The sequence below is a fragment of the Leclercia sp. LSNIH3 genome (assembly GCF_002935105.1).
GTDB classification, from domain to species: domain Bacteria; phylum Pseudomonadota; class Gammaproteobacteria; order Enterobacterales; family Enterobacteriaceae; genus Enterobacter; species Enterobacter adecarboxylatus.
The window spans coordinates 1,385,729-1,402,837 of the sequence record NZ_CP026387.1; the positions used below are offsets into that span (position 1 = coordinate 1,385,729).

Annotated in this window: 16 protein-coding genes; 4 read left to right on the forward strand and 12 right to left on the reverse strand. The window is 57.0% G+C overall.

Features of this window, described 5'->3' with window-relative positions; genetic code table 11:
* Positions 1–35 precede the first annotated feature (35 nt).
* The 4 genes from proY to phoB form a co-directional block, all read right to left on the reverse strand.
* Complete coding sequence (gene proY / locus C3F35_RS06750; protein WP_077227004.1) at positions 36–1,409, reverse strand: proline-specific permease ProY; 1,374 nt, start codon at positions 1,407–1,409, stop codon at positions 36–38.
* A 79-nt stretch (positions 1,410–1,488) separates the two neighbouring features.
* Entirely contained in the window at positions 1,489–2,808 is a 1,320-nt protein-coding gene (gene brnQ, locus C3F35_RS06755) for a branched-chain amino acid transporter carrier protein BrnQ (protein ID WP_103791824.1), read from the reverse strand.
* 409 nt (positions 2,809–3,217) lie between these two features.
* Entirely contained in the window at positions 3,218–4,513 is a 1,296-nt protein-coding gene (phoR, locus tag C3F35_RS06760; RefSeq protein ID WP_032616793.1) for a phosphate regulon sensor histidine kinase PhoR, read from the reverse strand.
* 21 nt (positions 4,514–4,534) lie between these two features.
* Entirely contained in the window at positions 4,535–5,224 is a 690-nt protein-coding gene (gene phoB, locus C3F35_RS06765) for a phosphate response regulator transcription factor PhoB (protein WP_032616792.1), read from the reverse strand.
* Between the two features lie 194 nt (positions 5,225–5,418).
* Here phoB and sbcD point away from each other — a divergent pair, with 194 nt between their 5' ends.
* The gene (sbcD, locus tag C3F35_RS06770; protein WP_032616790.1) at positions 5,419–6,624 is read left to right on the forward strand and encodes an exonuclease subunit SbcD; all 1,206 of its coding nucleotides are present in this window, start codon (positions 5,419–5,421) and stop codon (positions 6,622–6,624) included.
* Positions 6,621–9,752: an exonuclease subunit SbcC gene (sbcC, locus tag C3F35_RS06775; RefSeq protein ID WP_103791823.1), complete on the forward strand. Its 3,132-nt coding sequence runs from the start codon at positions 6,621–6,623 to the stop codon at positions 9,750–9,752. Before sbcD ends, sbcC begins: the two co-directional genes overlap by 4 nt.
* 77 nt (positions 9,753–9,829) lie before the next feature.
* Here the strand turns inward: sbcC and mak are convergent, their stop codons facing one another.
* Positions 9,830–10,735, reverse strand: a complete 906-nt coding sequence (mak, locus tag C3F35_RS06780) for a fructokinase (protein WP_059308622.1) — start codon at positions 10,733–10,735, stop codon at positions 9,830–9,832.
* A gap of 124 nt (positions 10,736–10,859) precedes the next feature.
* Between mak and rdgC the strand changes: the two genes are divergently transcribed.
* A complete protein-coding gene (gene rdgC / locus C3F35_RS06785) occupies positions 10,860–11,771 on the forward strand; it encodes a recombination-associated protein RdgC (RefSeq protein ID WP_032616807.1) in 912 nt (303 codons plus the stop codon).
* Positions 11,772–11,815: 44 nt separating this feature from the next.
* On the opposite strand, the gene ppnP is transcribed toward rdgC, so the two are convergent.
* The 5 genes from ppnP to C3F35_RS06810 all read right to left on the reverse strand — a co-directional run bounded on the left by ppnP (position 11,816) and on the right by C3F35_RS06810 (position 14,579).
* A complete protein-coding gene (gene ppnP, locus C3F35_RS06790; protein ID WP_032616787.1) occupies positions 11,816–12,100 on the reverse strand; it encodes a pyrimidine/purine nucleoside phosphorylase in 285 nt (94 codons plus the stop codon).
* Positions 12,101–12,172: 72 nt separating this feature from the next.
* Entirely contained in the window at positions 12,173–12,850 is a 678-nt protein-coding gene (locus tag C3F35_RS06795; RefSeq protein WP_103791822.1) for an AroM family protein, read from the reverse strand.
* Between the two features lie 236 nt (positions 12,851–13,086).
* Positions 13,087–13,278 carry a protein YaiA gene (gene yaiA / locus C3F35_RS06800; protein WP_032616784.1) on the reverse strand — a complete coding sequence of 64 codons (192 nt, stop codon included), beginning with the start codon at positions 13,276–13,278 and terminating at the stop codon, positions 13,087–13,089.
* Between the two features lie 45 nt (positions 13,279–13,323).
* Positions 13,324–13,848, reverse strand: coding sequence for a shikimate kinase AroL (aroL, locus tag C3F35_RS06805; RefSeq protein WP_103791821.1), 525 nt, complete (start codon positions 13,846–13,848; stop codon positions 13,324–13,326).
* 272 nt (positions 13,849–14,120) lie between these two features.
* The gene (locus tag C3F35_RS06810) at positions 14,121–14,579 is read right to left on the reverse strand and encodes a YaiI/YqxD family protein (protein WP_032616782.1); all 459 of its coding nucleotides are present in this window, start codon (positions 14,577–14,579) and stop codon (positions 14,121–14,123) included.
* A gap of 149 nt (positions 14,580–14,728) precedes the next feature.
* On the opposite strand from C3F35_RS06810, the gene proC reads away from it, so the two are divergent.
* Positions 14,729–15,538 (forward strand): pyrroline-5-carboxylate reductase, encoded by an 810-nt coding sequence (gene proC / locus C3F35_RS06815; RefSeq protein ID WP_103791820.1) that lies wholly within the window; start codon positions 14,729–14,731, stop codon positions 15,536–15,538.
* Positions 15,539–15,552: 14 nt separating this feature from the next.
* Here proC and adrA read toward each other — a convergent pair whose 3' ends face one another.
* A complete protein-coding gene (adrA, locus tag C3F35_RS06820; protein WP_098946226.1) occupies positions 15,553–16,668 on the reverse strand; it encodes a diguanylate cyclase AdrA in 1,116 nt (371 codons plus the stop codon).
* A 90-nt stretch (positions 16,669–16,758) separates the two neighbouring features.
* Positions 16,759–17,079 carry a phosphate starvation-inducible protein PsiF gene (psiF, locus tag C3F35_RS06825; protein WP_059308625.1) on the reverse strand — a complete coding sequence of 107 codons (321 nt, stop codon included), beginning with the start codon at positions 17,077–17,079 and terminating at the stop codon, positions 16,759–16,761.
* Positions 17,080–17,109 lie beyond the last annotated feature (30 nt).

Genomic DNA, 17,109 nt, shown 5'->3' on the forward strand with positions numbered 1-17,109 from the left:
GGAGAAAAATGCCCGGCGTTTGCCGGGCATTCTGATTACTGCACTTCTGCTAACTGACGCTCGCGGCGGCGTTTGAACACCCAGCCCACCAGCAGCAAGGCAATCCACGCGAAGCCAACATACAACGAGATGCGGGTTTCCGGGTGGTAACCAATGAGGCCGATAATAAAGACCAGGAAGATCAGGCCAGCGACGGTGCTTGCCACGCCGCCCGGCACTTTAAACTTCAGCGCTTTCACCTCTTCAGGCGACAGACGACGACGGAAGCCAATCTGCGACATCAGAATCATGATCCACACCCAGACGGTGGCGAAGGTCGCCAGCGAGGCGATCACCAGGAAGACGTTCTCCGGCATGATGTAGTTCAGATAGACCGACAGCAGCAGCGCAACGGTCATCACCAGCACCGTCACCCACGGCGTGCCGCGGCTGGAGGTTTTGGCGAAGGCCTTAGGCGCACTCCCCTGCTCTGCCATGCCGTGCAGCATACGCCCCACGCCAAAGACGTCGGCGTTAATGGCGGAGAGGGACGCAGTCAGCACCACAAAGTTAAGTATGCTGGCGGCAAAGGTGATCCCCAGATGCTGGAAAGTGAGTACGAACGGGCTACCGTTGGTGCCAACCTGGTTCCACGGGTAGATAGACATGATCACAAACAGCGTGCCCACGTAGAAGACCAGAATACGCATCGGCACCGAGTTGATGGCGCGCGGGATAGACTTCTCAGGATCTTTCGCTTCACCAGCGGTAATGCCGATGATTTCAATCCCACCGTAGGCGAACATCACCATCTGCAGCGACATCACCATGCCGATCCAGCCGTTGCTGAAGAAGCCGCCGTTACTCCAGAGATTGTGTATCCCGGTCGGTTGTCCGCCGTTGCCAATCCCCCAGATGATAATGCCAATACCGGCGGCAATCATGATGATGATGGTGGCGACTTTAAAGAAGGAGAACCAGAACTCCAGCTCGCCGAACACCTTCACGCTCATCAGGTTGATGGCGCAGATGATCAGCACCACGCTAAGGACCCAAACCCAGTGTGGCACTGTCGGGAACCAGACGCCCATGTAAATGCCGAAAGCCGTGACATCGGCAATGGCCACAATCAGGATTTCGAAGCAGTAGGTCCAGCCGGTGATATACCCGGCGAGCGGGCCTAAGTTTTCCTGGGCATAGCGGGAGAAGGAGCTGGCCGACGGGTTATGAACGGACATTTCCCCCAGCGCACGCATAATGATGTAGGCGGCAACACCGCCGATAAGATAGGCCAGCAGAACGCTGGGACCGGCCATTTTGATGGCATCTGCCGAGCCATAAAAAAGACCGGTGCCGATTGCAGAACCCAGCGCCATAAAGCGGATATGGCGGGCGCTTAATCCACGCTTGAGTTTGTTAGTGCTTTCCATTTGTTGTCATGCCATTCAGACTAAAAAAAACAAAAAACCACGGGGCATTACGCCCCGTGGTTTAACATTCAGCCGTTGATTAGTGCGCGTTCGATGTAACCTGGCGCCCTGCAGCACGATCCCAGATAATAGCCAGTACCAGTGCAACAACGGTAGGCATCAGCCAGGCCAGACCTTGTTCAGACAGCGGCAGACGCTGTGTCCAGGCGGGCAGCATGGCGCTGATTGCCGATGCCTTAATCCCGTCAAGCATACCAAAAAGCAGGCTGATAAACATGGCCGGGGCGATAATTCGTGTGGAATTATTCCACCAGCCGCGGGTGAAGCTCAACACCACCAGCACGATGCACGGCGGGTAGATGGTGGTCAGCACCGGAATGGAGACCTGAATAAGGTGGCTCAGACCCAGGTTCGACACCGCCATCGAGAAGCCGCCAAGGATAAACACCAGCGTACGATAAGAGAGCGGAACGTACTGCGCAAAGAACTCCGCACAGGCACAGGTCAGGCCAACCGCAGTCACCAGACAGGCCAGGAAGATCAGGATAGCCAGCATCGTGCTGCCCGCGCCGCCAAAGGTATGCTGCACGTAGGCATGCAGAATGGCCGCACCGTTCGCGCCCTGGTCAACCAGCACGCTGCTGTCGGAACCCAGACGGAACAGCGCCAGATAGAGCAGTGCCAGACCCGCGCCCGCCATCAGGCCAGCCCAGACGGTGTAACGGGTCAGCAGACGCGCTTCGGTCACGCCACGGGAACGCGCAGCGTTAACGATCACGATACCGAACGCCATCGCACCCAGCGTATCCATGGTCAGGTAACCATTCACAAAACCGTTAGAGAAGGCTGCGTTTTGATACGCTTCAGTGGCCGAACTCAGCGGGCCTGCAGGCCAGATAATTGCCGCAATCGCAAGTACCAGCAGCGCCAGAATCTTCATCGGGGCCAGGAAGTTGCCCACGGTATCCAGCAGCTTGCCAGGATAGAGCGACACCAGGATCACGATAGCGAAGTAGACCAGGCTGTAGATAAACAGCGGCAGCGGGCCGTCACCGGTCAGCGGGGCGATCCCCACTTCGAAGGAGACGGTCGCGGTGCGAGGGGTCGCGAACAGCGGACCGATCGCCAGGTAGCAGACCACGGCCAGCATCACGCCAGCCACTTTGCCAATCGGTGCACTGAGGCTATCGACGCCGCCGCCGACTTTCGCCAGCGCCACGACGGTCAATACCGGCAGGCCCACAGCGGTGATCAGAAAGCCGATCGCTGCAGTCCAGACGTGTTCACCTGCCTGCAGGCCAACCATGGGTGGGAAGATGATGTTGCCTGCGCCAACGAACAGCGCAAATGTCATAAAGCCCAGTGCGATGATATCGCGCGATTTCAGTTGATGGGTCATAAAACCTTACTGCCTGTGGATGTGGTGTTGAAAACGTTGAATTTTTCGCTATCCCATGCGGAATAAAACAGCGGAAAAAATGTGCAATTTCAGCGGGAAATGCTCCCCTGCTGCCGTGGTCAGGAATAATTTTTCGATTTACCACGCAAATACAGTCTGTCCGACAATATCAGGACGGCAATTTAAACGCTTATAACGTTTAAAGGCAATATGGGATCGCAAAACCAGAACAATATGCCAGCTTGAAATTAACACCTGGAACATTACACCATTTATAAGAAAAACCCATGGCTAATCATGCGAACAAAAAAGCATCAGGCGTATAAAATTTATTCGCGCTTCGGTTGACTGCAAAGCAAACAGGCCAGCTTACGCTGGCCTGTGGCAATATCTGATTACAGTCGGGGCGTCAGGCGCTGTTACTGGCAATCAAACGTTCCGGGATCACGAAGCTAAAACGCGTGCTTTTGCCCGGCGTGCTGACAATATCGAGACGGCTGTCGTGGTGATTGATGGCATGTTTAACGATAGCCAGCCCCAGCCCACTGCCGCCCGTCTGGCGGGAACGGGCTTTATCCACCCGATAAAAACGCTCGGTCAGACGAGGAATATGCTCCGGGCCAATGCCAGGGCCGTCATCCTCGACGCTGAACTCCGCCCCCGTAGGCACATGCTGCCAGCGCACGGTAATGTGAGTGCCTGCCGGCGTGTGATTCACCGCGTTATAGACCAGGTTGGAGATGGCGCTGCGCATCTCATCGGTACTGCCGCGCACTTTGAGAGTGTTATCCACCTCGAAGGTGAGCTGATGCTGCTGCTGGCTTAGGGTTTGCGCCTCTCGCTCTAACATCCGCAACATCATCGGCACGTCGATAGTTTCATTGAGCGCCAGGGTTGGTGCGGCCTCAATACGGGAAAGGGTCAGCAACTGCTTGACCAGCCCTTCCATCCGTTGCGTCTGCTCGCGCATGGTCTGCAACGCTTTTTCCCGCGGCGCGCCCTCCAGAGTCTGCTCCTGCATCATCTCCAGATAGCCCTGCAACACCGTCAGTGGGGTGCGTAATTCATGGCTAACGTTGGCGAAGAAGTTGCGCCGCGCCCCTTCCAGCTGGTGCATTTGCGTCACGTCGCGTGCCACCATCAGCCACTGCTTGTCGCTGTAGGACATCACGCGGATCTCCAGATGACGACCATTGTTCATCACCAGATTATGTGGGCGGGTAAAATCGCGTTTTTTCAGATACTGGGCAAACTCGGGGTAACGCAGCAGGTTGAGGATGTTCTGTCCATTATCGTCTGGCCAGCGCAGGCCCAATAGCTGTTGCGCCAGTCCGTTACACCAGAACATTGCCCCTTCTTCGGTGGTGAGCACCACCGCATCCGGCAGGGATTCCGCGCCGCTGCGAAAGCGCTTGATCAGATTGCCCAGCTCGCGTCGGCGCTTTTTATTACGCATCTGCATCTGGTGCAGACCATACAGCAGAGGTTCCCAGCTACCGCTTCCCGGCGGAGGGGTCATGCTTCTGTCTACCCACAGCCACCATGACAGGCGGAGCAGATTCCAGAAGTGCCAGATCAGCAATCCGGTGATTGCCGCCAGCAAAAACCAGGGTAAATAACCGAAAACAGCCCCGAGGATCAGGGCCGGAATACAGCAAAGTACCAGTTCAAAACAGAGCCTTTTCCATGACAGACGTTCCAGCACGCGTCACACTCCTGTGATTGTTCAGAAACGGGTGGAGAAACGATAACCCGTGCCGCGGACGGTCTGTACCATACGATCGTGACCGCTGGTTTCCAGCGCCTTACGCAAACGACGAATATGAACATCCACCGTCCGGTCTTCAACATAGACGTTCGTGCCCCAGACATTATTAAGCAGCTGCTCGCGGCTATATACGCGTTCCGGGTGGGTCATAAAGAAGTGCAGCAGTTTGAATTCTGTCGGCCCCATATCGAGGGGATTTTCACCGGTCATGACGCGGTGCGAGGTGGGATCCAGGCTCAGACCCTGCATCTCAATCACCTCTTCGACCGCCATCGGTGAAATACGGCGCATGACCGCCTTGATACGCGCCACCAGCTCTTTCGGGGAGAAAGGTTTGGTGATGTAGTCATCCGCGCCGGTCTCCAGGCCGCGAACGCGATCTTCCTCTTCGCCACGGGCGGTCAACATCATCACCGGGATATCGCGGGTTAAGGCTTCGCGTTTGATATGTTTAATGAATTGCAGACCAGAGCCGCCGGGCAACATCCAGTCGAGCAGGATCAGATCGGGCCAGGGTTCGTTGAGCTGATTTACTGCGCTGTCGTAATCTTCGGCTTCTACCGGTTGAAAGCCATTTTGTTCGAGCACGAAACAGACCATTTCACGAATGGGTGCTTCATCTTCTACGACCAGAATACGTCTCGCCATACTTAGCCCTGTCTTATTTAGGTTACATGTTTGTAATACGGCGTCATTATGCGTCAGATTTATGACAGATTTATGAAAAAGACGCCCACCAATAAAGGCAAACCGTTGTTTTCTGGTCGCCCTGATTGTAGCGGTTATCTTCCTTCCCCTGAATGTTTATAATCCCGCTTACATTTTTTTGCCACGGATCTGTTATGCGCATACTTCACACCTCGGACTGGCATCTGGGACAGAACTTCTACAGTAAAAGCCGCGCCGCCGAACATGAAGCCTTCCTCAGCTGGCTGCTTGAGATGGCGCAAACACACCAGGTGGACGCCATTCTCGTGGCCGGTGACATTTTTGATACCGGATCGCCGCCGAGCTATGCGCGAGAGCTGTATAACCGTTTCGTGGTGAACCTGCAAAAGACCGGGTGCCATCTGGTGATTGTGGCCGGTAACCATGATTCCGTGGCCACGCTGAATGAATCCCGTGAAATCCTGGCCTTTCTCAACACGACCGTGGTCGCCAGCGCCGGACATGGGCCACAAATTCTGCGCAAGCGTGACGGTACACCAGGGGCGGTGCTATGCCCTATTCCGTTCTTACGCCCTCGCGACGTGATGAAAAGCCAGGCGGGTCTTTCAGGAATCGAGAAACAGCAGCAGCTGTTAACGGCTATCACCCATTATTACGCCGATCAATATACCGCCGCCTGCCAGCTGCGCGGCGACAGCGTCCTGCCGATCATTGCCACCGGGCATCTTACCACCGTAGGTGCCAGTAAAAGTGACGCGGTACGTGACATCTACATCGGGACGCTGGATGCCTTCCCCGCGCAGCACTTCCCGGCGGCCGACTATATTGCGCTGGGCCACATCCACCGCGCACAGAAGATTGGCGGCTGCGAGCATATTCGTTATTGCGGCTCCCCTATTCCCCTCAGCTTCGATGAAACCGGCAAAAGCAAATGCGTGCATCTGGTGAGCTTCGACCACGGCAAGCTCAGCGCCGTCGAATCCCTTGACGTGCCCATTACCCAGCCGCTGGCGGTACTGAAGGGCGATCTGGCGGCCATTGCTGCCCAGCTGGAGCAGTGGCGCGGCGTGAAGCAGACGCCTCCCGTCTGGCTGGATATCGAAATTGCCACCGAGGAGTATCTGCACGACATGCAGCGTAAAATTCAGCACCTGACGGACGATCTGCCGGTGGAGGTGCTACTGGTGCGGCGCAGTCGCGAGCTGCGCGAGAAACTCCTCGCCAACAGCCTGCGTGAAACCCTCAGTGAGCTGCGGGTGGAGGAGGTCTTTGAGCGCCGCCTGGCGCAGGAGACCCTGGACGACGCACAGCGGGCAAGGTTAAACGAGCTGTTCAGCCATGCCCTGCATGCCCTGGATAACGAGGAGGACAACGCATGAAAATTCTCAGCCTGCGCCTGAAAAACCTCAACTCACTCAAGGGCGAATGGAAAATCGACTTTACCGCCGAGCCATTCCTCAGCAACGGCCTGTTTGCCATCACCGGCCCCACAGGGGCCGGGAAAACCACCCTGCTGGATGCCATCTGTCTGGCGCTGTACCACGAGACGCCGCGCCTGAATACGGTTTCACAATCGCAAAACGATCTGATGACCCGCGATACCGCCGAGTGTCTGGCAGAGGTGGAGTTTGAAGTCAAAGGGGTAGCCTATCGCGCTTTCTGGAGCCAGAACCGGGCGCGCAATCAGCCGGACGGCAACCTCCAGGCCCCGCGTGTGGAGCTGGCCCAGTGCGAAGATGGCAAAATCCTCGCGGATAAAGTGAAGGATAAACTGGAGCTTGTCGCCTCCCTGACCGGCCTGGACTACGACCGCTTTACCCGCTCGATGCTGTTATCCCAGGGGCAGTTCGCCGCCTTCCTCAACGCCCGGCCAAAAGAGCGCGCCGAGCTGCTGGAGGAGCTGACCGGCACCGAAATTTACGGCCAGATCTCGGCGATGGTGTTTGAAAAACATAAAGCGGCCCGCAGCGAACTGGAGCGGCGTGAAGCCCAGGCCGCCGGGGTGGTGTTACTCAGCGAGGAGCAACAACAGCAGCTTCAGCAAGGTTTGCAGGTACTTACTGACGAAGAACATCAGCTCCTGGCCCAACAGCAGGCGCAGCAGAAAGATTATCACTGGCTGACCCGCCACGATGAGTTATTGCGCGAGCAGCAGCAGGCGATGGCCGCGCAGCAGCAGGCGCAGCAGGCCCTGACCGATGCGACTCCCGAGCTGGAAAAGCTGCATCTGGCCCAACCTGCCGCGCTGCTGCGCCCGCAGTGGGAGCGGCAGCATGAGCAGACCGCCCGCCTGGCACAAACAGAACAGCAGATGCTGGATGTGAACACTCGCTTACAGTCCAGCGAGGCGCTGCGCGCCAGGATCCGCAACGGGGCGTTGCGGGCGCGCGAGCAACTGCAAACCGAGTTCACCACTCTGACGCAGTGGCTGACCGACCACGACCGCTTCCGTCAGTGGGGTCAGGAGATGGCGGGCTGGCGGGCGCACTTTGCCCAGCTGAATCGCGATAAAACGCAGCTCGCGACGCTGACCCGCCGTATCGCGGAATTACGCCACAAGCTGGCGGCCTTGCCGGAAAACACGCTCACGCTCACGGCGGAGCAAGTCGCCGCCGAAATGGCGCTACAAACCCAGTCCCGTGCGGCGCGCCAGCGTCTGACCACCCTGCACGCCCGTTATCAGCCCCTGCAAAAGCGACTCAGCCAGAATGGCGAAAATGTGCAAAAGGCGCAGATTGAGCTGGCAAAACTGAACGACGTGCTAACCCTGCGCCGCCAGCAGTACAAAGAGAAAAATCAGCACTACCTTGATCTCAAACTGTTATGCGAGCAGGAAGAGAAGATCAAAAAGCTGGAGAGTTATCGGGCTGAACTCGAGGCCGGCAAACCCTGCCTGCTCTGCGGCTCCACCGAACATCCGGCGATCGCCCAGTATCAGGCCTTAGCGCTTACCGAAAACCAGCGTCGCCGGGAGGCGATGGAAAAAGAGGTCGCCGCCCTCAAAGAGGAAGGCCTGCTGGTGCTGGGCCAGGTGAATGCCCTCACCACCCAGCTGCAGCGGGAAACCGCCGAGGCGCAGACACTGGCCCAGGACGCGCAGGTGCTGACTGAGGAGTGGCAGAAGGTATGCGCTTCCCTGACGGTGAGTCTGAATATTGAGGACGATATCGCCCCCTGGCTGAATCAGCAGGAGCAGTACGAACAGCAGCTTTACCAGCTTAGCCAGCGTCTGACGCTGCAAAACCAGCTAAGCGAAGAGGACGCTCAGGAACAAAGCTATCACCAGCAGCTGGCGGCAACGCGCACCGCCATGGAGACCTCGCTTCAGGCGATGTCGCTGGCGATGCCTGATGACGGTGCGGAGTCAGCCTGGCTCGCTGAACGTGAAAAAGAGTCGCAGCACTGGCAGGCACAGCAATCTGAGCATAGCGCCCTGCGGGAACGCATCACTGCGCTGGCACCGCTGCTGGAGACCCTGCCGGCAGTGGAGTCGGATGAAGCAGAAACCGTTATCCCGGCGAACTGGCGCGACATCCATACCGAATGTGTCTCGCTACAGAGCCAGCTTGCCACTCTGCAACAGCAACACAAACTGGAAAGTGAACGTCTGCAGCACGCTCAGGCGCAGTTTGCCGCCGCGCTGGCCGCCAGCGTCTTTAGCGATCGCGACGCGTTTCTCGCGGCCCTGCTGGATGACAGCACCCTTCACCGTCTCGAGCAGTTGAAACAGACTCTGGAAAATCAGATCCAGCAGGCCACGGCGCTGCTCCAGCAGGCAGGCCAGCGGCTGAACGAACATCTGGAACAACGACCAGAGGGGCTGAGCGCCGACGCGCCGGTTCTCCAGGCGCAGTTACAGCAGCTTGCGCAGAAGCTGCGTGAAAACACCACCCGCCAGGGGGAGATCCGCCAGCAACTCAAGCAGGACAGCGATAACCGTATGCACCAGCAGGCGCTGATGCAGGAAATTGAGTCCGCGGCCCGGCTGGCGGATGACTGGGGTTACCTCAACGCGCTGATCGGCTCCAGAGAGGGAGATCGCTTCCGTAAGTTTGCCCAGGGCTTAACCCTCGACAATCTGGTGTGGCTCGCCAACCAGCAGTTGACCCGCCTGCATGGCCGCTACCTGTTGCAACGCAAGGCCAGCGACGCGCTGGAGCTGGAAGTGATGGATACCTGGCAGGCGGATGCCGTGCGCGACACCCGCACGCTTTCCGGGGGAGAAAGTTTCCTCGTGAGTCTGGCGCTGGCCCTGGCGCTCTCCGACCTGGTAAGCCACAAAACCCAAATTGACTCGTTGTTCCTTGATGAGGGCTTCGGCACGCTGGACAGCGAAACGCTGGATACCGCCCTGGATGCGCTGGATGCGCTGAATGCGAGCGGGAAGACCATCGGCGTGATCAGCCACGTCGAGGCGATGAAAGAGCGCATCCCGGTGCAAATCAAGGTGAAGAAGATTAACGGGCTGGGGTATAGCAGGCTGGATAAGGTGTTTGCGGTGGAGTAGAGATTTGTCGGTGCGGTCTTTACCCCTTTTACCCGCTCTCACAGGGATAAGGGGGAAAGACCGCACCCGTCACTATATCAATGCGGCCACAACCACGCCGCGCCGCGCACGCCGCTGGAGTCGCCGTGCACCGCTTTGCGGATCGGCGTTTCACATTCGCCGCCAAACACCCACTGCTTCACCAGCTGCGGAACGGTGGTGTACAAACGATCCACGTTGCTCATTCCGCCGCCCAGGACAATCACATCCGGGTCGAGGATATTGACCACGTGCGCCAGCGATTTTGCCAGCCGCATTTCGTAGCGACTGAGCGCCAGTTCCGCCACCGGATCGTGCTCCTCTACCAGCCGCATGATCTCATTGCCTTTCAGCGGATGGCCGCTTAAACGACGATAGTCGGTAGCAAAGCCGGTGCCGGAAATAAAGGTCTCGATACAGCCCTGTTTTCCGCAGTAGCACGGCACTTCGGCACGGTACTTTAGCTCATCCTCATCCATCCACGGCAGCGGGTTGTGGCCCCACTCGCCTGCGGTGCCGTTACCGCCAATATGGGAACGACCGCCAAAGGCCACGCCTGCCCCGCAGCCGGTGCCGATGATCACCGCAAAAACCGTCTGCGCGCCCGCCGCGGCGCCGTCGATCGCCTCCGACACGGCCAGGCAGTTAGCGTCATTCGCCAGCCGCACTTCCCGGTTCAGGCGCTGGCTTAAATCGCGGTCGAAAGGCTGGCCGTTGAGCCAGGTCGAGTTAGCATTTTTCACCACGCCGGTATAGGGCGAAATCGAACCTGGAATGCCCATACCGACAGTGCCCGTCTGACCGGTTGCTTTTTCGGCCATCTCCACCAGCGTGGCGATGGTTTCGATGGTCTGCCGATAGTCGTCACGCGGGGTCGGGAGGCGATGGCGGAACAGCTGTTCCCCCTGCTCGCCCAGGGCAATCACTTCTGTTTTAGTGCCACCGAGATCAATACCTATACGCACAGAACGCTCCTCATTTTTTTGATTATCAACAGAGTAGAAGCCCGCTACCCGATTAGCAATGCAAGCGATGCGACAATTCGCTATCATGCCCGCTGAATTAAACGACAAGACCGTGGAAATTATCATGCTGTGGTTCAAAAATTTGATGGTTTACCGTCTCAGCCGTGACGTGCCGCTGCGCGCCGACGAGATGGAAAAACAGTTAGACCTTTACGCATTTACCCCGTGTGGTAGCCAGGACATGGCGAAAACCGGATGGGTTCCGCCTATGGGATCACAGAGCGATGCGCTGACCCACACCACCAATGGTCAAATCATCATCTGCGCGCGTAAGGAAGAGAAGATCCTGCCGACGCCGGTCGTGAAACAGGCGCTGGAAGCCAAAATCTCCAAGCTGGAAGCCGAACAGGGCCGTAAGCTGAAAAAAACGGAAAAAGATTCGCTGAAAGATGAAGTTCTGCACTCGTTGCTGCCGCGTGCCTTTAGCCGCTTCAGCCAGACAATGATGTGGATCGACACGGTTAACGGCCTGATTATGGTCGACTGCGCCAGCGCTAAAAAAGCGGAAGATACCCTGGCCTTGCTGCGTAAAAGCCTCGGTTCTCTGCCGGTGGTGCCGCTGACGATGGAAAACCCAATCGAGCTGACCCTCACCGAGTGGGTGCGAGCCAACAACGTCCCGCAGGGCTTCCAGTTGCTGGACGAAGCCGAGCTAAAAGCGATCCTTGAAGATGGCGGCGTGATCCGCGCCAAGAAGCAGGAGCTGGTTAGCGACGAGATTGCGGTGCATATCGAAGCCGGCAAGCTGGTGACCAAGCTGGCGCTCGACTGGCAGCAACGCATTCAGTTCATGATGTGTGACGATGGCTCCATTAAGCGCCTGAAGTTCTCCGATGAACTGCGCGATCAGAACGACGATATCGACCGGGACGACTATGCCCAGCGTTTTGATGCTGACTTCATTCTGATGACGGGTGAACTGGCGGCGTTGATTCAGAGCGTAGTAGAAGGATTAGGCGGCGAAGCACAGCGTTAATGCTTTACGCCAGAAATCGGAGCCGGGTTAACCCGGCTCTTTTTTTATAGATAACGACACAGATAGGAGGAGGGTTCAGCCACCTGCAGATGGAATTCGCTATGACCTGGTACATTGAAAACATCGCCCGGGTTATACACTTTCCACTCTGTTTCCCCTGGCAATAACACTTTCAGCGAGCCGCTGACCACGGTCATCTCTTCAGGCTGCGCGGTACCGAAGGCATACTCCCCTTCCGCCATCACGCCAACACTGGCACGGCCAGTAATGCTGCTGGTAAAACCAATGGACTTCACTTTACCGGAAAAGTATTCATTACTCTGAAGCATGGACGGGTCCTTATTGTCATTGGATGTGAATCCAATATAGGGGCGACTCTCCATGCCTGTCACGCAAAATCATCAGACCAGCAATTCCGAGGCCAGGCGGGCGACCAGCACGTTTGACAGCAGCACCGGCACATCCAGGTGTTTTTGCAGTAAATCCCGGTGATGCTGATGGAAACCAAGGCAGTCGAGCATAAGAACGTCTGCGCCGCGCTCCAGCAGATCGCGTCCGGCGGCGATCAGTTTCGTTTCGCTGTCCCAGAACGGATTCGCTACAGAAAGCAGCGGCGTATTGACCAGCCCGCGCCACTTCTGCGATTGGGTTTCCAGCAGCTCTTCGATCGGCAAGATCACCCCAACCTGATGGCTGTCGACGATCGATCCCACCAGCGGCGGGATGATCCGCATCGGCTCCAGCAGGATCGCATTACGGGCGACGAGGCCGGTAATGGGTGCGGTGCTCATTAACAGAATAACTTCATAGCCCTGGTTATCGAGCACTTCGATAACGCTTTGCAGGGCGCGCTCGATCTTTGGAAGCGAGACGTTGCCCAGCTTACCGTCGCTAAGCAGAGTCGGCAGAAGCACCTCGCCCGCTTCAGGTGCATAGTCTTCCATGACCTCTTCCCGGCTCAGCGTGCCGAGTAGACTGTGGTGTGTAATTTGTTGCTCAGAAATATGCTCCGTTAAGAGCGGGAGCACTTCGCTTACCGGGACTACCCCAATGGTGAGGATCGCCAACGTCGCTTTCATTGTTCTCGCCTTACTAACTACTACCGACCGGGACACAGAGACAGGCTCGCTTCGCTGTACAGTGCGCTGTTCAGAAAAGTGCTGAAAAGCGTAGCAGTTGATTAACGCACCGGAATGTAAAGATCAGCGAGCCTGACAGGATGTGTCTGTAAAGCCTGTACATTACCCTCCGAGTAAAGTTATCGCTTTTTAAATAGTGTGATTACGGTATCGTTTTTTCCGCTTTAAGATTTTGTTCAGGCTTTATCAGGGTCTTCGTATCGCACTTTGGCATCCTGCGCTTCCTGCTCCGTTTCGTGCTCGCTGATCAGCGAATCGGGTTTCGGGTGGTCGGCGCGCAGCTGATACCAGGTGACAGTCTGGCCCGTCGCGCCTTTCTCAACGGCAACAATACGGGCTTCACGCGGATAGGGAGGTCTGGTTGGCATAGTTCATCCTTTTTTTCATGGCTGAACTATCAGTATAGACATCAGTTAGCTAGCGCAAGCCAGATGCAGTGCGGTTACGATGTTTTGCACTACTTTGGCCGGTGGCAGGGACGCATCCACCACGTGATGAGCGGCTTCACGATAGAGGGCGTCGCGCTCTGCCAGCACGGCACTCACCTCTTCGCTGATGGGCTTACCGGTCAGGGTTGGGCGCTGGCCCTCTTCCGGGGAGGCTTCGAGGCGCTCCACCAGTACCGGCACCGGCGCGCAAAGGTAAATGACGATGCCTTTCTCGCGCATAAACTGCCGGTTATACGCCGACAAAATAATGCCGCCACCGGTAGCAATGATGCCAGCACCCGCCGCCACCGCCTCGAGTGTCGCCGTCTCGCGGGCGCGGAAACTCTCCCACCCTTCTTGTTCAACGATCTCGGCAATGCTCTGACCGGCATGGGTCTGCAACCAGTGGTCGGTGTCAACAAAATCGCTCTGGCACAGACGCGCCAGTTCCAGACCAACGGTCGTTTTTCCACAGCCGCGGGGGCCAATTAAAAAAATAGGCTGGGTCATAACCAGGTGTTCCCCTTAAGGCCGCAGGCGTGCGGTGGGTGAAGTCGAAAAGAGTGCCATGATATCATTAAGCTAGTACATAAGTAATCGTAAAACATTTATTACATCAGGCGTGGCATTAATATGCCATATCAGTCAATGCTATAGAGAGTCAGGGAAGATCCTGTAAAGAAATAGTTGCACTGACGGTGCGCTCACCTTACCTGAACCCACCCGCCATTGACAACCCCGGAAGGGAGTAATAGTGGCAGACGCCTATGTCACTATGATGATTACCCCTGACGGCGCTTCACTTCCAGCAGCCATTTATCGAGTTCGGCGGCAAAGAGCTGTCTGTCGCGCTGAGACAAACTGTCCGGCCCGCCGGTCTGGACGCCACTGGCGCGCAGGGTATCCATGAAATCGCGCATCGTCAGCTTTTCGCGGATGGTGGCCGGGGAGTAACGTTCCCCGCGCGGGTTCAGCGCCGCCGCCCCTTTCTCCAGCACTTCTGCCGCCAGCGGGATATCGGCGGTGATCACCAGGTCTCCGGCGCTGCACTGGCGCACAATTTCGTTATCGGCCACATCAAAACCTGCTGGAACACGCAGGGTGCGAATAAAGCGGGACGGCGGCACACGCAGGTTCTGATTCGCCACCAGCGTCATTGGCATCTGTACGCGCTCGGCGGCACGAAACAGGATCTCTTTAATGACATTCGGACACGCATCGGCATCCACCCAAATCGCCATCTTCTCTCTCCGGTATAGAACAGGAGCCTATTGTCGCCTGCTTTTCCCGCCAGGCAAAGTAACGGATGGAGCGGATGCTTTAATGCTGCGTAAAAAACCGCGATAGGCTAAAGTTCCACACACATAACAAAGCCTAAGAGGGAGACGTGATGGAGAAGAAAATCGGTTTTATCGGCTGCGGTAATATGGGCAAAGCCATTCTCGGCGGTCTGATTGCCAGCGGGCAGGTGCTGCCCGGCCAGATTTGGGTCTATACCCCCTCGCCGGACAAAGTCGCCGCTCTGCACGATCAGTACGGGATCAACGCTGCGCAAAGCGCCCAGGAAGTGGTCCAGGTCGCCGATATCGTCTTCGGTGCAGTGAAGCCGAACATGATGGTGAAAGTCCTGAGCGACATCACTTCCAGCCTCAACAAAGAGACGCTGGTGGTCTCTATCGCCGCAGGCGTTACCCTCGATCAGCTGGCGCGTGCGCTGGGCCATGACCGTAAAATTGTCCGCGCCATGCCCAACACGCCGTCGCTGGTCAACGCGGGCATGACCTCCATCACGCCGAACGCGCTGGTGACCGCCGAAGAAGTTGCCGATGTGCTCAACATTTTCCGCTGCTTCGGTGAAGCCGAAGTGATTGCCGAGGCGATGATCCACCCGGTGGTCGGGGTCAGCGGGTCAGCGCCTGCCTACGTGTTTATGTTTATTGAAGCGATGGCCGATGCGGCCGTTCTGGGTGGGATGCCGCGTGCGCAGGCCTATAAATTTGCCGCACAGGCGGTAATGGGATCCGCCAAAATGGTGCTCGAAACCGGCAAGCATCCGGGCGAACTGAAAGATATGGTCTGTTCCCCGGGCGGCACCACCATCGAAGCGGTGCGGGAACTGGAAGCGCGCGGCTTCCGTGCCGCCGTCATTGAAGCCATGAACAAGTGCATGGAAAAATCAGAGCTGTTGAGTAAGTCCTGACCGACTGCCGGACGTCAGGCCGCCACTTCGGTGCGGTTACGTCCGGCGTTTTTCGCTTTGTAGAGCGCGATATCCGCCGCTTTAAGCCACTCCTGGTAATGCACCATCGACGTCGTGAGTGGCGCAACGCCGACGCTGATGGAAATCTTTACCTGCGGCATTCCCGGCAGATGTAAATCTGCCAGCCTTTCATGCACCCGCGACATCGCCGCAATGGCGCTTTCCGCTGTCGTACCGCTCATGATCACCGCGAACTCATCTCCGCCAAACCGGCCAATCATATCGCTGGCGCGTAATGTGAGCTGCAGCTGGCGGGTGACGGCGACAATCGCCAGGTCGCCAACGTCATGGCCCCAGCTGTCATTAATGTTCTTGAAGTGATCGATATCTATCAGCAGAAGCGTGGCGCTACGGTGGTAGCGGCGGTAATTTTCATATTCCGTGCGCAGTAACACTTCCCAGTGACGACGGTTAAAGACGCCGGTCATGCCGTCCAGGGTACTCATCAACTCAAGCCGTCGCTTATGTTCCACCAGACGACGGGTGGTCTGGAAACTCATCCAGGCAAACAGCATCGGGTAACAGACGATCACTGGCAGGGCGAGTCCAATCTCCAGCGGCGTGCTGACGTAGTCCGGCGTTACGTGGGTGAGTTGCAAAGCGATCAGCGCGGCCAGCGCGGTCATTATCACTCCGGGGCCGTACAGGCGGATCCCGCCCACGCCTATCAGGTTCATGCTTATCATCATGACCAGCGCCGCGCTGGGCATGGCATTAACCCCCATCACCCCAATCCAGACCCCGGCCATAATGGCGTCCACTCTGAGGTTAAACATCTCGCTACTATGCGGATCGGAAGAACGCGCAGCTATTTGCCAGGCCAGATGGGGCCAGACGAACGCCCAGCCCACCAGCAGTAGCCACCAGACGCCGTTGACCGGCTGCGAGACCAGCACGCTGGCAATCGGGATAAAGAGAATTGCCAGACCCACCGCGCGCGGCCAACGGAGCCGACGCGCCAGGCGGATACCCGAGCGGTGATGTTCATCTGCGGTACGCGCATGAATAATCCCTTCCCGGGCATAGACTTTGCTGTAAAAGTTTTCATCATTCATAATTTTTGGGAACACTCAAAAGCATTTTCCCAAATTATAGAAAGGCTTACTTGAGGCTAAGTATGATATTTCGGGTGAGCCGCCTGGCTCGCTCACCCGTTTGAACTAGCCTTTTTTCTTCAGACAGGCGCTCATAAACTTATTCCGGTCGTCGCCTTTGAGCGATTGTTGGGTCGCCTGATCGTTACATTCACGCATCCTTTGTTGCTGTGGCGTCAGGCTTTTTTCGGCAGGTTTAGAGGAGGCATTTTTCAGACAGTCGCTCATGTAGGTCTTACGGGAATCGCCCTTCAGGGCCTGAGCGGTCGCCTGTTGATTGCAGGTGGTCATACGTTGCTGCTGCGGGTTGGGCTGTTGATTCTGCGCCCCGGCAGGGGTTAGCGTAAACAGACCCAGGAGCAGCGTAGCCAGCAGTGTGATTTTCATAGCACTATCCTTCTGTGGATGATCACAGTA

Coding starts and splice junctions, on each gene's coding strand:
- proY (WP_077227004.1), bottom strand. CDS start 1,409: ATGGAAAGCACTAACAAACTCAAGCGTGGATTAAGCGCCCGCCATATC.
- brnQ (WP_103791824.1), bottom strand. CDS start 2,808: ATGACCCATCAACTGAAATCGCGCGATATCATCGCACTGGGCTTTATG.
- phoB (WP_032616792.1), bottom strand. CDS start 5,224: ATGGCGAGACGTATTCTGGTCGTAGAAGATGAAGCACCCATTCGTGAA.
- sbcD (WP_032616790.1), top strand. CDS start 5,419: ATGCGCATACTTCACACCTCGGACTGGCATCTGGGACAGAACTTCTAC.
- sbcC (WP_103791823.1), top strand. CDS start 6,621: ATGAAAATTCTCAGCCTGCGCCTGAAAAACCTCAACTCACTCAAGGGC.
- rdgC (WP_032616807.1), top strand. CDS start 10,860: ATGCTGTGGTTCAAAAATTTGATGGTTTACCGTCTCAGCCGTGACGTG.
- ppnP (WP_032616787.1), bottom strand. CDS start 12,100: ATGCTTCAGAGTAATGAATACTTTTCCGGTAAAGTGAAGTCCATTGGT.
- C3F35_RS06795 (WP_103791822.1), bottom strand. CDS start 12,850: ATGAAAGCGACGTTGGCGATCCTCACCATTGGGGTAGTCCCGGTAAGC.
- yaiA (WP_032616784.1), bottom strand. CDS start 13,278: ATGCCAACCAGACCTCCCTATCCGCGTGAAGCCCGTATTGTTGCCGTT.
- aroL (WP_103791821.1), bottom strand. CDS start 13,848: ATGACCCAGCCTATTTTTTTAATTGGCCCCCGCGGCTGTGGAAAAACG.
- C3F35_RS06810 (WP_032616782.1), bottom strand. CDS start 14,579: ATGGCGATTTGGGTGGATGCCGATGCGTGTCCGAATGTCATTAAAGAG.
- proC (WP_103791820.1), top strand. CDS start 14,729: ATGGAGAAGAAAATCGGTTTTATCGGCTGCGGTAATATGGGCAAAGCC.
- psiF (WP_059308625.1), bottom strand. CDS start 17,079: ATGAAAATCACACTGCTGGCTACGCTGCTCCTGGGTCTGTTTACGCTA.